This window comes from Pseudomonas sp. B19(2017) (assembly GCF_002113165.1).
Classification (GTDB): Bacteria; Pseudomonadota; Gammaproteobacteria; order Pseudomonadales; family Pseudomonadaceae; genus Aquipseudomonas.
Genome location: NZ_NEJR01000030.1, coordinates 12,985 through 27,512 on the forward strand (window position 1 = coordinate 12,985; position 14,528 = coordinate 27,512).

Annotated in this window: 11 protein-coding genes; 7 read left to right on the plus strand and 4 right to left on the minus strand. The window is 60.7% G+C overall.

Translation table 11 applies throughout. The annotated features are described in order from the left end of the window. Positions 1 to 216 precede the first annotated feature (216 nt). Positions 217 to 1,836: an ATP-binding cassette domain-containing protein gene (locus CAF70_RS25255; protein WP_085627324.1), complete on the minus strand. Its 1,620-nt coding sequence runs from the start codon at positions 1,834 to 1,836 to the stop codon at positions 217 to 219. A 923-nt stretch (positions 1,837 to 2,759) separates the two neighbouring features. On the opposite strand from CAF70_RS25255, the gene CAF70_RS25265 reads away from it, so the two are divergent. Beyond that, positions 2,760 to 5,063, plus strand: a complete 2,304-nt coding sequence (locus tag CAF70_RS25265) for a YgiQ family radical SAM protein (RefSeq protein ID WP_085627325.1) — start codon at positions 2,760 to 2,762, stop codon at positions 5,061 to 5,063. Positions 5,064 to 5,185: 122 nt separating this feature from the next. Here CAF70_RS25265 and CAF70_RS25270 read toward each other — a convergent pair whose 3' ends face one another. Beyond that, entirely contained in the window at positions 5,186 to 5,773 is a 588-nt protein-coding gene (locus tag CAF70_RS25270) for a TIGR00730 family Rossman fold protein (RefSeq protein WP_023660590.1), read from the minus strand. 349 nt (positions 5,774 to 6,122) lie between these two features. Here CAF70_RS25270 and azu point away from each other — a divergent pair, with 349 nt between their 5' ends. Continuing rightward, positions 6,123 to 6,569, plus strand: coding sequence for an azurin (gene azu / locus CAF70_RS25275; protein WP_085627326.1), 447 nt, complete (start codon positions 6,123 to 6,125; stop codon positions 6,567 to 6,569). 115 nt (positions 6,570 to 6,684) lie between these two features. Here azu and nadE read toward each other — a convergent pair whose 3' ends face one another. Further along, a complete protein-coding gene (gene nadE, locus CAF70_RS25280; RefSeq protein WP_085627327.1) occupies positions 6,685 to 7,512 on the minus strand; it encodes an ammonia-dependent NAD(+) synthetase in 828 nt (275 codons plus the stop codon). A 3-nt stretch (positions 7,513 to 7,515) separates the two neighbouring features. After that, the gene (gene pncB / locus CAF70_RS25285) at positions 7,516 to 8,721 is read right to left on the minus strand and encodes a nicotinate phosphoribosyltransferase (RefSeq protein ID WP_085627328.1); all 1,206 of its coding nucleotides are present in this window, start codon (positions 8,719 to 8,721) and stop codon (positions 7,516 to 7,518) included. A 525-nt stretch (positions 8,722 to 9,246) separates the two neighbouring features. Here pncB and CAF70_RS25295 point away from each other — a divergent pair. The 5 genes from CAF70_RS25295 (at position 9,247) to CAF70_RS25315 (ending at position 14,343) form a co-directional block, all read left to right on the plus strand. Beyond that, positions 9,247 to 10,383 carry a branched-chain amino acid ABC transporter substrate-binding protein gene (locus CAF70_RS25295; protein WP_085627329.1) on the plus strand — a complete coding sequence of 379 codons (1,137 nt, stop codon included), beginning with the start codon at positions 9,247 to 9,249 and terminating at the stop codon, positions 10,381 to 10,383. Between the two features lie 153 nt (positions 10,384 to 10,536). Continuing rightward, positions 10,537 to 11,451: a branched-chain amino acid ABC transporter permease gene (locus tag CAF70_RS25300; protein WP_013974411.1), complete on the plus strand. Its 915-nt coding sequence runs from the start codon at positions 10,537 to 10,539 to the stop codon at positions 11,449 to 11,451. 2 nt (positions 11,452 to 11,453) lie between these two features. Further along, positions 11,454 to 12,758, plus strand: a complete 1,305-nt coding sequence (gene livM, locus CAF70_RS25305) for a high-affinity branched-chain amino acid ABC transporter permease LivM (protein WP_085627330.1) — start codon at positions 11,454 to 11,456, stop codon at positions 12,756 to 12,758. Further along, positions 12,755 to 13,630, plus strand: a complete 876-nt coding sequence (locus tag CAF70_RS25310) for an ATP-binding cassette domain-containing protein (protein WP_010955466.1) — start codon at positions 12,755 to 12,757, stop codon at positions 13,628 to 13,630. The genes livM and CAF70_RS25310 overlap by 4 nt, the downstream gene beginning before the upstream one ends. Then, entirely contained in the window at positions 13,627 to 14,343 is a 717-nt protein-coding gene (locus CAF70_RS25315; protein WP_004576969.1) for an ABC transporter ATP-binding protein, read from the plus strand. Before CAF70_RS25310 ends, CAF70_RS25315 begins: the two co-directional genes overlap by 4 nt. Positions 14,344 to 14,528 lie beyond the last annotated feature (185 nt).

Here is a 14,528-nt window from a genome sequence, read left to right on the forward strand (position 1 = left end):
GAGCTAGCAGGGACCCTGTGGGAGCGGCTTAAGCCGCGAAGAATCCAGCGCGGAGGATGGCACCGGCTGCGCCGGTGTTCGCGGCTAAAGCCGCTCCCACAGGTACAGCGTTAACGCGAAGCCGGCGCAGTACCTGTGGGAGCGGGCAAGCCCGCGAAGCAGGCAACGCGATTTATAACATCGGCTGCGCCAGTGATCGCCGGCTAGCTCAATGTCCTAAGCGATCTCCGCTTGCACTTGGCTGATGATCCGCCCCTCGCTCATGGTGATAACCCGGTCAAACCGCGACAGCGCGCTCTGATCATGCGTCACGCAAATCAGCCCTCTCCCTTTAAATGCTTCGAACAACAGATCCCAGGTGCGCTCAGCCGATCCGGCATCGAGCCCGGCTGTGGGTTCGTCAAAGAAATTGAATTCCCCAGGCTGATTAAGAATGCGTAGCAGCGTCAGCCTGCGTGCCTCGCCGCCCGAGATCAATTCTGCACGTGCATCAAGATCTAGTTCGTACCAGTCTTTGCCCAGGCCCAGCCGTTCAAGCCATCGTTCGATTTGAGCGCGATCATGAGCCTGCTCGAATAGCACCGCGCGGGGCAGGGGGCCGGGTATGAAGTGCGCATCCTGAGGGCAGAGTCGTAAACGACTGAACTGTTCACTAGCGTCGAGCGAAGCCAGGCACCTGCCGTGCAAGTGAACGTGCTTGCGCAACTGGAATACCGTTCCTGCCAGCGCATGCAGAAGTGTAGATTTACCACAACCGCTGGGCCCGATCAGCGCGACTCGTTCTGCCTTGTGCAGTACCAAGGGTTCTTCTATTTGCAGTTGCACGGTGTTCCGAGCCTTCATCAGGCACGGGAAGATGCTCAGCACTGCGTCATTGTTGTAGGACTTCGTCTCAGTAGAGCATGACGGGCCGAACGAGGGGAGCTGGAGCCAGTGCTCAAGTTTGCGTTTGTCTAGCCTGAATTGGTCTAACAATCGCCAGGCCTCAGCCAGTTGCGCAACCCCTGCCAGCAATCCACTCACCAATGTGAAAAGGGCAACCAGCTCGCCCACGCTCAACTGCGGTGTTGACTGAGCCTGATCATGGATGCCCCACATGAGCAAACCGCCACTGCCCAGGCCTATGAACAGCGTGCGCAGGCCCTGAATCCAACCGCCACTGTGAGCTACCCGCACCGCTGAGTCGGCATAGAGTGAGAGTGTCTGGTTGACCGGGAGCATCGCTGCATCCTCGGCCTTTTCCAGTTTGACCGTTGCCGCACTGGCGAAGGTATCCACCCATTGTTCCGCCAGTTCATCCTCGCGCGCATTCACTGCCTCGATATGTGGCCGGCGCCAGCGGACCAGGCGATTATTGGCCCACAGGTATGCCAGGCTCAAGGGGATGAGACCCATCAATACCGAAGTAGCCCCCAGGTATGCGAAAAGCGTTATCAGCACTGCAGCTTCGGCCAGCACCGGCCATGCCGAGCCAATCAGAAAGCCTAACCACCGCTCCTGCGCGGTAATGCCCCTATCAAGCACCTTTACCAGTGTTCCGCCATGGAGTTGTCCATAGGCCTCGAAGCGTTTGTCCAGCAATGCGCGGCACCAGCGGATGGAGAGTTGTTTCACGCGTTCCTGGCAGAGCCACGCCAGGCACCAGGTTTGCAAAGGGGTCATTGAGGCTTGTAATGCGACAAGGCAAATGAAGGCTCCGAGCAGAAGCTGGGAAGAAGCAGCTGAAGTGGCCAGGTTGTCAATGATGTCTGCCAGGATTAGGGCAGGTACCACGGTCGCGATTTTCAGGATTAGTGTTGCGCTTAGGGCAGCGAGAATTCCTCGATAGATTTGCATGTCATTGCCTTATGCCTTGAGTGCAATCTGTGGTGCAACAGGAATACCTGATCTGATCAGGTGGAAGCGTTCCAGTCCGGGTATGAACACCTGAACAACCGTAGCGAAATTCGGATGCTGATAAAGCGTGCGATAGAATGCGGTCTTATTATGTTTTTCCAGGTTGATCAGTGTTCGCTTGACTTGCCCGCGTACGCTGAGATCGGTGCGCGGGGGGTGAAAAGCGGGTACTGCATATGTAGTGCTCCTATAGAGTTGATTTGAGTGCGCCTTTCAGCGCGTCACTGTTGTATCACTTATTTTTTTCTTGGTTCAAGATCTGCTCGGGACTTGTTGGGCAAAATTATCGTGGGATTTTTTACTGATACTTGAAGTTCGATTCCTACAATTTTTTAATAGATGAAGAAAATTCACTAATAATTAGCCGGTTAGCATTTTCTGAGGGTTGGAGAGGCTAAACATTTAGTAAAGATCTGAAGAGATTGCGATCGCTCAGCAAGGGTGCGGCGCGGTCATCGTCGGCTGAAGCAGGCTCAGGTTTTTCTGTGGGTAATCTTCCTAGCTCTTGAAGCCTGCCGGGATCTGATAGGCGCAACAAAAACTGTCGCAGATGCCTGCTATAAGGCATCAGGGATATTTCGCCTGGATGGGCCCTTTCGCGGGCATGCCCGCTCCCACAGGTACGGGGCAAGTCGCGAAGTATGCGGTGACCTTGTGGGAGCGGGCGTGCCCGCGAAGAGGCCGGCCCAGGCAGTCGATAATTTCCCTTGGCACGCGCGCCTAAGGTGCAGGAGTAACTGGCCCGAAACAAATGTGGGAGCGGCCTTGCGTCGCGAATCCCCACGAATCCAGTCGGATTTGGTCAAATTTTGTGCTATATTCCGCGCCCGCGATTTCCCTGCACACCAGAACCGGTCACTGACATGCAAGCAGCCAAACCACTCTACGACTATCCCAAGTACTGGGCCGAATGCTTCGGGCCAGCACCTTTCCTGCCGATGAGCAGGGAGGAGATGGATCTGCTCGGCTGGGATTCCTGCGACATCATCATCGTGACCGGTGATGCCTACGTCGACCACCCGTCGTTCGGCATGGCCATCATCGGCCGCCTGCTGGAAGCCCAGGGCTTCCGCGTGGGCATCATCGCCCAGCCGAACTGGCAGTCGAAAGACGACTTCATGAAGCTCGGCGAACCGAACCTGTTCTTCGGCGTGGCCGCGGGCAACATGGACTCGATGATCAACCGCTACACCGCGGACAAGAAGATCCGCTCCGACGACGCCTATACCCCGGGCGGCCTGGCCGGCAAGCGTCCGGACCGTGCCAGCCTGGTGTACAGCCAGCGCTGCAAGGAAGCCTACAAGCATGTACCGATCGTATTGGGCGGCATCGAGGCGTCGTTGCGCCGTATCGCTCACTACGACTACTGGCAGGACAAGGTCCGCCACTCGATCCTGATCGACGCCAGCGCCGACATCCTGCTGTTCGGCAACGCCGAACGCGCGGTGGTCGAGGTGGCCCAGCGCCTGTCCAACGGCGAGAAGATCGAAACCATCACCGATGTGCGCGGTACCGCTTTCGTTCGTCGCGATACCCCCGAGGGCTGGTACGAGATCGACTCTACCCGCATTGACCGCCCAGGCCGTGTGGACAAGATCATCAACCCGTACGTGAATACCCAGGACACCCAGGCCTGTGCCATCGAGCAGGCCAAGGGCGAGGTGGAAGACCCGAACGAAGCCAAGGTCGTACAGATTCTCGACAGCCCGCGCATGACCCGCGACAAGTCGGTGATCCGCCTGCCATCGTTCGAAAAGGTGCGTAACGACCCGGTGCTGTACGCCCATGCCAACCGCGTGCTGCACCTGGAGACCAACCCGGGCAATGCCCGCGCCCTGGTGCAGAAGCATGGCGAGGTGGATGTGTGGTTCAACCCGCCACCCATCCCCATGACCACCGAGGAAATGGACTACGTGTTCGGCATGCCCTACGCCCGTGTACCGCACCCGGCCTATGGCAAGGAGCGCATCCCGGCCTACGAGATGATCCGTTTTTCGGTGAACATCATGCGTGGCTGCTTCGGTGGCTGCACCTTCTGCTCGATTACCGAACATGAAGGCCGCATCATCCAGAACCGCTCGCACGAATCGATCCTGCATGAGATCGAAGAGATGCGTGACAAGGTGCCGGGCTTCACCGGCGTGGTCTCCGACCTTGGCGGGCCAACCGCCAACATGTACCGCATCGCCTGCAAGAGCCACGAGATCGAGAAGCACTGCCGCAAGCCGTCGTGCGTGTTCCCGGGCATCTGCGAAAACCTCAACACCGACCACAGCTCGCTGATCGAACTGTACCGCAAGGCCCGTGCCTTGCCGGGTGTGAAGAAGATCCTGATCGCCTCGGGTCTGCGTTACGACCTGGCGGTGGAATCGCCGGAGTACGTCAAGGAACTGGTCACCCACCATGTTGGCGGCTACCTGAAGATTGCCCCGGAGCACACCGAGCGTGGCCCGCTGGACAAGATGATGAAGCCGGGCATCGGCACTTATGACCGCTTTAAGCGCATGTTCGAGAAGTTCTCGAAAGAGGCGGGCAAGGAACAGTACCTGATCCCGTACTTCATCGCCGCGCACCCGGGCACCACCGACGAAGACATGATGAACCTGGCCCTGTGGCTGAAAGGCAACGGCTTCCGAGCCGACCAGGTGCAGGCGTTCTACCCGTCGCCGATGGCCTCGGCCACGGCCATGTACCACTCGGGCAAGAACCCGCTGCGCAAGGTGACCTACAAGAGCGAAGGGGTGGAGATCGTCAAGAGCGAGGAGCAGCGCCGCCTGCACAAGGCGTTCTTGCGTTACCACGACCCCAAGGGCTGGCCGATGCTGCGTGAAGCGCTGCAGCGCATGGGCCGCGCTGACCTGATCGGGCCGGGCAAGCACCAGTTGATCCCGCTGCACCAGCCGCAGACCGACACCTACCAGAGTGCGCGCCGCAAGAATTCGACCCCGGCCGGTAGCCACAAGGTGGGCAAGGAGCAGAAGGTCCTTACCCAGCACACCGGGCTGCCGCCGCGTGGCAGTGATGGCAGCAAGCCGTGGGACAAGCGTGAAAAAGCCAAGGCCGAAGCGTTTGCGCGCAACCAGCAGGCGGCCAAGGAGCGCAAGGAAGCGGGCAAGGGTGGTGGCGGCAAGGGCAAGAAGCCGCGTCAGCCGGTCATCCCGCGCTGATCTTGAAAGCTACTTAGAACCCTGTGGGAGCGGGCGTGCCCGCGAATGCGATGGTGGATTCACTGCCGCATTCGCGGGCACGCCCGCTCCCACAGGTTAGGTGTTCGGCCTGCTGATCGAGATCAGTCAGGCTTCTTGTCGACCCACTTCGGCGCCACCGGCGCGACAAAGCTGTCCATCCCGTCCAGCAGCTCATCCGGCTGTTGCCCCAGCAGCAACATCGCCCGATGCTGCGGCCGCACGAAACCTTCTTCGACGATATGGTCGAGGAACCCGCCGAGCTTTTCATAGAAGCCATTCACGTCGAGCAGCCCCAGCGGCTTGGCGTGATAGCCCAGTTGCCCCCAGGTCCATACCTCGAACAACTCCTCCAGCGTACCCAGCCCACCGGGCAGGGCGATGAAGGCATCGCTCAGCTCGGCCATGCGTGCCTTGCGCGCGTGCATGCCGTCGACCACTTCCAGGCGGCTGAGGCCCTTGTGGCCAATTTCGGCATTCATCAGGCTCTCTGGGATGATCCCGATTACTTCGCCACCGGCCGCCATGGCCGCGTCGGCGACGGTGCCCATCAGGCCGACAGCGCCACCGCCATAGACCAGGGTCAGACCGCGACGGGCAATCGCCTGGCCCAGCGCGATGGCCGCTTCACGATAGGCGGGGTTGGCACCAATGCTGGCGCCGCAGAACACACAAACGGAACGTACGGGCATTGCTCATCTCCAGTCACTCAGGCTGACAGGGTAAGGCCCATGTCCTACAGTTCCAAGGCTGCTTTCACTCCGGCCGGGAGAATTCGCAGATGGCACCGGTCGCTCCATGGGCGTAGGCCGCCAGCAGGCTGTTCATCAGGCTACCAAGGGTCATTTCGTATTGCTCCTAAATGAGAGGTTGTCCCATCCTCTAATAAAAGGGCATGATGTGCTCTTGAATTGGTTGTATACAATCGATTGAACAATTCTACTGGCTGACCGCTTGACACCCCCTTGACCCATATCAGCAAGGGGCTGAACGGTTTCAGGCAGTCTCGCAATTGATAAAACCCTGCCAAGGAGATTCATGATGTTTGCGAAAGCTGTAGCGGTATCCCTGCTGACCCTCGCCAGCGCCTCTGTCTTCGCAGCCGACTGCAAAGTCACTGTCGATTCGACTGACCAGATGTCGTTCAACACCAAAGAGTTCACCGTCGACAAGAGCTGCAAGACCGTTGAAATCGAACTGACCCACGGTGGCAAGCTGCCGAAGAACGTCATGGGCCACAACCTGGTGATCAGCAAGACTGCCGACATGCAGGCCATCGCCACCGAAGGCATGACGCAAGGTCTCGAAAAGGACTACATCAAGGCTGACAACGCAGCGATCATCGGCCACACCAAAATGATTGGTGCCGGTGAAAAATCCAGCATCACCCTGGACACTTCCAAGCTGGAAGCCGGTGGCGACTACAGCTTCTTCTGCACCTTCCCGGGCCACATCTCGATGATGAAGGGCAAAGTCGTCGTCAAGTAATGACAGCTGTGTAGGCCTTTCGGGCCTATTCGCGGGCTTGCCCGCTCCCACAGGTTCACCACAAAATTCAGCATCTGTGGTGTCTCTGTGGGAGCGGGCGTGCCCGCGAAGCTTTTCAAGGGGCGAACGGCAGTTCGCGCTTGTGCTGGGTCTTGCGGTAGGTGGCGACGATGATGTCGAACGCTTCCTGGTCAACCGGCTGCCCGTGCAGGAAGGCATCGATCTGCTGGTAGGTCACGCCATGCGACGCTTCGTCCGGCTTGCCCGGCGCCAGGTCTTCCAGGTCGGCAGTCGGCACCTTCTCCACCAGTGACTCCGGCGCACCGAAGCTGCGCGCAATCGCCCGCACCTGGTTCTTCACCAGCCCGCTCAGCGGCGCCAGGTCGCAGGCACCATCACCGAACTTGGTAAAGAAGCCCATCACCGCCTCGGCGGCGTGGTCGGTACCGATCACCAGGCCTGCACGGGCGCCGGCGATGGTGTACTGGGCGACCATGCGGGTACGTGCCTTTACGTTGCCCACGACAAAGTCCACCAGCGTCGGCGAGCCGTTCTTCAGCTCTACGACTTCAGCTGCCAGTGCCTTCACCGCCGGGGCGATATCGACGGTGTGCACTTCATCAGCCTTGATCACGTCCAGGCATGCCTGGGCATCATGTTCATCGTGCTGTACATGATACGGCAGGCGCACGGCGATGAAGGTGTAGGCCTTGTCACCGGTCTCGGCGCGCAGCTCGTTGATGGCGCGTTGGGCGAGCAGGGCCGCGGTCAGCGAGTCGACGCCGCCGCTGATGCCCAGCACCAGGGTCTTGAGCCGGGCGTTGGCCAGGCAATCCTTGATGAATGCCACGCGCCGGGCGACTTCGGCCTCGAGCGCGGCGGCGTCGGCGAACGGCGGCTGTACCTTCAGCGCCTTGGCAATTTCTTGCTGAACCGCTTGCATGGGTTACTCCTTGCTGGGGACTTTGAATACGTGGCGCATATAGGCGACGAAGTTCTCGTCGCGGCATTGGGTCTTGGCGGCTTCGTCGGAAATCTTCGCCACTGGCGCGCCATTGCAGTCGGTCATTTTAAGCACGATGCTCATCGGCGCCACGCCCGGGATGTCACAGGTGAGGTTGGTGCCGATGCCAAAGCTCACGTTGATGCGACCGCGCAGGGCGCGGAAGATTTCCAGGGAACGGGTCAGGTTGAGACCATCGGAGAACACCAGGGTCTTGGTCATCGGGTCGATACCCAGTTTCTGGTAATGGGCGATGGCCTTTTCCGCCCAGGCCACCGGTTCGCCCGAGTCGTGGCGCAGGCCGTCGAACAGCTTGGCGAAGTACAGGTCGAAATCGCCGAGGAAGGCATCCATGGTGATGCAATCGGTCAGGGCGATGCCGAGCAGGCCACGGTACTCGCGCACCCAGCAGTCCAGCGCGGCGATCTGGCTGTCGATCAGCCGCGGGCCGAGTTGCTGGTGGGCCATGATCCATTCATGAGCCATGGTGCCCAGCGGCTTGATATCCAGTTTCCATGCCAGGTCGACGTTGCTGGTGCCGACGAAGCGGCCCGGGAAATCGTCGCGCAGCACGCGCACCACTTCTTCCTGCACGCGGCTGGAAAAGCGCCGGCGGGTGCCGAAGTCGGCCACCTGCAGTTCAGCCAGTTCGTCGTCGCTGGCATGTGCGCGCAGCCAGTCGAACTTGCGGTAAAGCTGGTCGCGGGCCTCGGCCAGGCGCATGCTCGGATGCAGCTGGCGGTTGCGCACTTCGCTGATGATCGCCAGCAGTGGCACCTCGAACAGGATCACATGCAGCCATGGGCCTTTCAGGCGCAGAAACAGCTGGTCGTTTTCTATCCCGAGGCGCACGTAGCGCAGGTTGAAGCGGAACAGGCGCAGAAAGCGCAGGAAGTCGGGCTTGAGGAAGCTGATGCGTTCGAGGAAGGCCAGTTGGCCGTCATCCAGGGTCAGGTCGCTGAGCAGTTCGAGCTGGTTGCGGATCTCGCCGAGGTAAGGGCGCAGGTCCTCGCCGTTGCGGCAGCGGAATTCCCATTCGACGTCGGCGTCCGGGTAGTTGTGCAGCACACCCTGCATCATGGTGAGTTTGTAGAAGTCGGTGTCGAGCAGGTTGTGCACGATGCGCTCGGCGAATGCGCTCTCGCTCATCAATGGGGCTCCGGAAGCGGCGAATGGCGGACATTGTGCCAGCCTTTTGGGGGTTGTTGTGGCTGTGCTGGCCTCTTCGCGGGCTTGCCCGCTCCCACAGGAGCTGCACTGAGCCCGAGAACGGTGCAATACCTGTGGGAGCGGGCGAGCCCGCGAAGAGGCCGGATCTGCCAAAACCGCGTGTTTTTCCGTGCACCCGCTAGCCTTGAAACGGTGCCGCCTGTAGCAGTCGCGCACCAGCGGTGTGCAGTTCGGTGACGTCCGCTGTTACAGGGCGGTTGCACGTAAACACTTGCCGGGGTTGCAATGATGGCACTCGACGGTTGCTCCTTGTCTGTACGTGTGGTGGCGCCTGCCGCGTGGCAGACGGTTGCACGCTCAATAAAGAAAAGGCCCTCGGTCGCCTGCAGGCGCCCTGCACAGTGTGTTTTCCCGGAATACAAAACCTATGGCACGGCCCTTGCTCTGAGCACAGGGCTGAGAAGTTGTAGTGCCAACCAAAAAAAACTCTAGGAGCACCACCTCATGTCGCAGACGTTTTACAAGAAAGGTTTCCTGGCTCTGGCCGTAGCTACGGCACTGGGTGTTTCTTCGTATGTTCAGGCCGATGTCAAGATCGGTGTAGCGGGCCCCATGACCGGGGCAAACGCAGCGTTTGGCGAGCAGTACATGAAAGGTGCGCAGGCAGCGGCCGACAAGATCAACGCCGCCGGTGGCGTAAACGGCGAGAAAATCGTCCTGGTCAAGGGCGATGACGCCTGCGAACCAAAGCAGGCCGTGGCTGTGGCCAACCGCCTGGTCGACCAGGACAAGGTGATCGGCGTGGTCGGCCACTTCTGTTCTTCCAATACCATCCCGGCTTCGGAGGTGTATGACGAGGCGGGCGTCATCGCCATTACCCCGGGCTCTACCAACCCACAGGTGACCGAGCGCGGCCTGTCCGCCATGTTCCGCATGTGCGGCCGTGACGACCAGCAGGGTATCGTCGCCGGCGACTACATCGTCGACGTGCTCAAGGGCAAGAAGGTCGCGGTGCTGCACGACAAGGACACCTACGGCCAGGGCCTGGCCGACGCGACCAAGGCGCAGCTGGAAAAACGCGGTGTCAAACCAGTGCTGTACGAAGGCCTGACCCGTGGCGAGAAGGACTTCAGCGCTGTGGTCACCAAGATCCGTTCCACCGGAGCCGATGTGGTCTACTTCGGCGGCCTGCACCCGGAAGCCGGCCCGCTGGTCCGCCAGCTGCGCGAGCAGGGCCTGAAGGACGTCAAGTTCATGTCCGATGATGGCATCGTTACCGACGAACTGGTGTCCACCGCCGGCGGCGCGCAGTACGTCGATGGCGTGTACATGACCTTCGGCGCCGACCCGCGCCTGCTGCCAGACAGCAAGGCGGTGGTGGAGGAGTTCCGCAAGGCCGGTACCGAACCTGAAGGCTACACCCTGTACGCCTACGCCTCGCTGCAAGCGTTGGCTGCCGCGTTCAACGGCGCCAAGTCGAACAAGGGCGAAGCTGCTGCCGAGTGGCTCAAGGCCAACCCGGTGCAGACCGTCATGGGCGAGAAGAAGTGGGACAAGAAGGGTGACCTGACCGTGTCCGACTACGTGGTCTACCAGTGGGATGCCCAAGGCAAGTACCACCAGCTGGAAAAACAAAAATAACAACGGCCCACGGCCCGGGTTCACGCCCGGGCCCAAGCCCCGCGGTACCTGTCTTTATCCGTAGATCTGCACAGTACTGCGCTGCGAGGGCCGCCTTGTCCCAGGCCCGCCGTGGTCGGCGCTCGTGCAATCTCAATCAGGTGAGATTGCGTTATGGATGGTATTTTCCTGCAGCAACTGGTCAACGGCCTGACCCTCGGGTCGGTCTATGGCCTGATCGCCATCGGCTACACAATGGTCTATGGCATCATCGGCATGATCAACTTCGCGCACGGCGAGGTGTACATGATCTCCGCGTACCTCGCGGCGATCAGCCTAGCATTGCTGGCTTACTTCGGCATCGAGTCGTTCCCCCTGTTGATGCTGGGCACCCTGTTGTTCACCATCGTCGTCACCGGCGTGTACGGCTTCACCATCGAGCGCATCGCCTACAAACCCCTGCGTAACTCCACCCGCCTGGCACCGCTGATCAGTGCCATCGGCATCTCGCTGATCCTGCAGAACTACGCACAAATCAGCCAGGGCGCCCGCCAGCAAGGCGTGCCAACCTTGCTGGAAGGTGCCTGGCGTGTCGAAGTGGGTACCGGCTTCGTGCAACTGACCTACACCAAGATCTTCATTCTGGTGGCGGCCTTTGTCGGTATGGGCCTGCTCACCTACGTGATCAAGTACACCAAGCTCGGCCGCATGTGCCGTGCTACCCAGCAAGACCGCAAGATGGCCTCGATCCTGGGCATCAACACCGACCGGGTGATCTCCTACGTGTTCGTCATCGGTGCGGTAATGGCCGCGCTGGCTGGCGTGCTGATCACCATGAACTACGGCACCTTCGACTTCTACGCTGGCTTCATCATCGGCATCAAGGCGTTCACTGCCGCGGTGCTCGGTGGTATCGGCTCGCTGCCTGGCGCCATGCTTGGCGGGATCATCCTGGGCATTTCCGAGTCGCTGTTCTCCGGCCTGATCAACTCCGACTACAAGGACGTGTTCAGCTTCTCGCTGCTGGTGATGATCCTTATCTTCCGCCCACAAGGCCTGCTGGGTCGCCCGCTCGTGGCTAAGGTGTGAACATGTCGATTGCCAAAACTGCCGCTGTAAGCGAAACCAACAAGGGTTTCGACCTTAAACGCAGCCTGCTGGAGACCATTGTCGCCGGCCTGCTGGCCCTTATCGTGTTTGGCCCGGTCGTCGGCGTGGTGCTCGACGGCTACACCTTCAATGCCGAGCCGCAGCGTGTGGCGTGGCTGGTCGGCGGGGTGATGCTCGGGCGCTTCCTGCTCAGCCTGTACCTGCAGACCGCCGCCGGGCGGCGCATGCTCGAAGGCTTCGACAGCGGCGGCTCGGGCGTGCATGTGCGTGCGCCGAACTACGTGTCGCGCCTGCGCTACATCATCCCGGCGCTGGTGGTGATTGCCATCGTGTTCCCGATCTTCGCCAACAAGTACCTGCTGACCGTGGTTATCCTCGGCCTGATCTACGTGCTGCTGGGCCTGGGCCTGAATATCGTGGTCGGCCTGGCTGGCCTGCTCGACCTGGGTTATGTGGCGTTCTACGCCATCGGTGCCTATGGCCTGGCGCTGGGTTACCAGTATCTCGGCCTGGGCTTCTGGAGCGTGCTGCCACTGGCGGCCATCGCCGCGGCGCTGGCAGGGTGCATCCTCGGTTTCCCGGTGCTACGGATGCACGGTGACTACCTGGCGATCGTGACCCTGGGCTTTGGTGAAATCATCCGCCTGGTGTTGAACAACTGGTTGTCGTTCACCGGCGGCCCCAACGGTATGCCGGCACCATCGCCCACCTTCTTCGGCCTGGAGTTCGGTCGCCGGGCCAAGGATGGCGGGGTACCTATCCACGAGTTCTTCGGCTTCGAGTACAACGCCAACCTCAAGTTCGTGTTCATCTACGCAGTGCTGTTCATCGTCGTGCTGGCCGTGCTGTACATCAAGCACCGCCTGACCCGCATGCCGGTCGGCCGCGCCTGGGAAGCGCTGCGCGAAGACGAGATCGCCTGCCGCTCGATGGGCCTGAACCACGTGCTGGTCAAGCTTTCGGCGTTTACCCTGGGTGCCTCCACCGCCGGCCTGGCCGGGGTGTTCTTTGCCACCTATCAGGGTTTCGTCAACCCGTCGTCGTTCACCTTCTTCGAGTCGGCGCTGATCCTCGCCATTGTCGTTCTCGGTGGCATGGGCTCGACCGTGGGTGTGGTGATCGCGGCCTTCGTGCTGACCGTGGCGCCCGAACTGCTGCGCAGCTTCTCCGAATACCGGGTGCTGCTGTTCGGTGTGCTGATGGTGCTGATGATGATCTGGCGACCGCGTGGGCTGATCCGCATCAGCCGTACCGGTGTAACCCCGCGTAAAGGAGTGGCGCCATGAGCGACGATATCATTCTCTCGGTCGACAACCTGATGATGCAGTTCGGCGGCATCAAGGCGCTCAGCGACGTCAGCCTTAAGGTTCGGCGCAACCAGATCTTCGCCCTGATCGGCCCCAACGGCGCCGGCAAGACCACCGTGTTCAACTGCCTGACCGGCTTCTACAAGGCCAGTGGCGGGCGCATCGAGCTGAACGTGCGCGGCAGCCACACCAATGTCATCCAGCTGCTCGGCGAGCGCTTCCAGGCGGCGGACTTCGTGTCGCCGGCGCGCTTTGCCAACCGCATGTACTACAAGATGTTCGGCGGTACCCACCTGGTCAACCGCGCGGGCCTGGCACGCACCTTCCAGAACATTCGCCTGTTCAAGGAAATGTCGGTGGTGGAAAACCTGCTGGTGGCCCAGCACATGTGGGTCAACCGCAACCTGCTGGCCGGGGTGCTCAACACCAAGGCCTACCGCAAGGCCGAGAGTGACGCGCTGGACCACGCGTTCTACTGGCTGGAAGTGGTTGACCTGGTTGATTGCGCCAACCGCCTGGCTGGCGAGTTGTCGTACGGCCAGCAGCGCCGTCTGGAAATCGCCCGGGCCATGTGCACGCGGCCGAAGATCATCTGCCTGGACGAACCGGCGGCTGGCCTGAACCCGCAGGAAACCGAGGCCCTTAGCCGCATGATCCGCGTGCTGCGCGACGAGCACGACATCACCGTGGTGCTGATCGAGCACGACATGGGCATGGTCATGAGCATTTCCGACCATATCGTGGTGCTCGACCACGGCAACGTGATTGCCGAAGGCGCGCCGCAGGATATCCGCCACAACCCGACGGTGATCGCCGCCTACCTGGGTGCCGATGAAGAGGAACTGGTATGAGTGCACCCATTCTCGAACTGAAGGACCTGGACGTGTTCTACGGCCCGATCCAGGCGCTGAAAAAGGTCTCGATGCACATCAACGAGGGCGAGACGGTCAGCCTGATCGGCGCCAACGGTGCCGGCAAGTCGACCTTGCTGATGTCGATCTTCGGCCAGCCACGGGCGGCCTCCGGGCATATCGTGTATCGCGGCACCGACATCACACGCAAGTCGTCGCACTACATCGCCTCCAACGGGATCGCCCAGTCGCCGGAAGGGCGCCGTGTGTTCCCCGACATGACCGTCGAGGAGAACCTGATGATGGGTACCATCCCCATCGGCGACAAGCACGCCGACGAAGACATGCAGCGCATGTATGAGCTGTTCCCGCGCCTGAAAGAGCGGCGTAACCAGCGGGCCATGACCATGTCTGGTGGCGAGCAGCAGATGCTGGCCATTGCCCGGGCGCTGATGAGCCGGCCAAAGTTGTTGCTGCTGGATGAGCCATCGCTGGGGCTGGCGCCGATCGTGGTCAAGCAGATCTTCTCGACCTTGCGTGAACTGGCCAAGACCGGGATGACCATCTTCCTGGTGGAGCAGAACGCCAACCATGCGCTAAAGCTCTCGGACCGGGCTTATGTGATGGTCAACGGGCAGATTCGCATGACCGGGACGGGGCAGGAGCTGTTGGTCAACGAAGAAGTGCGTAACGCTTATCTGGGCGGGCATTGAGTGAACCCGGGGCCGCTTTGCGGCCCATCGCGACACAAGGCCGCTCCTACAGGCGACCTGCGATTCCATATGGCATCGCGGTCCCTTGTAGATACTCTGTTGGCGGTCAAGCTTTTCTGAGGTGTTCAGAGCTGAAAAGCTTGGCCGTATCAAATGGCTCATCCCCGCGCATGCATGCCCAGATG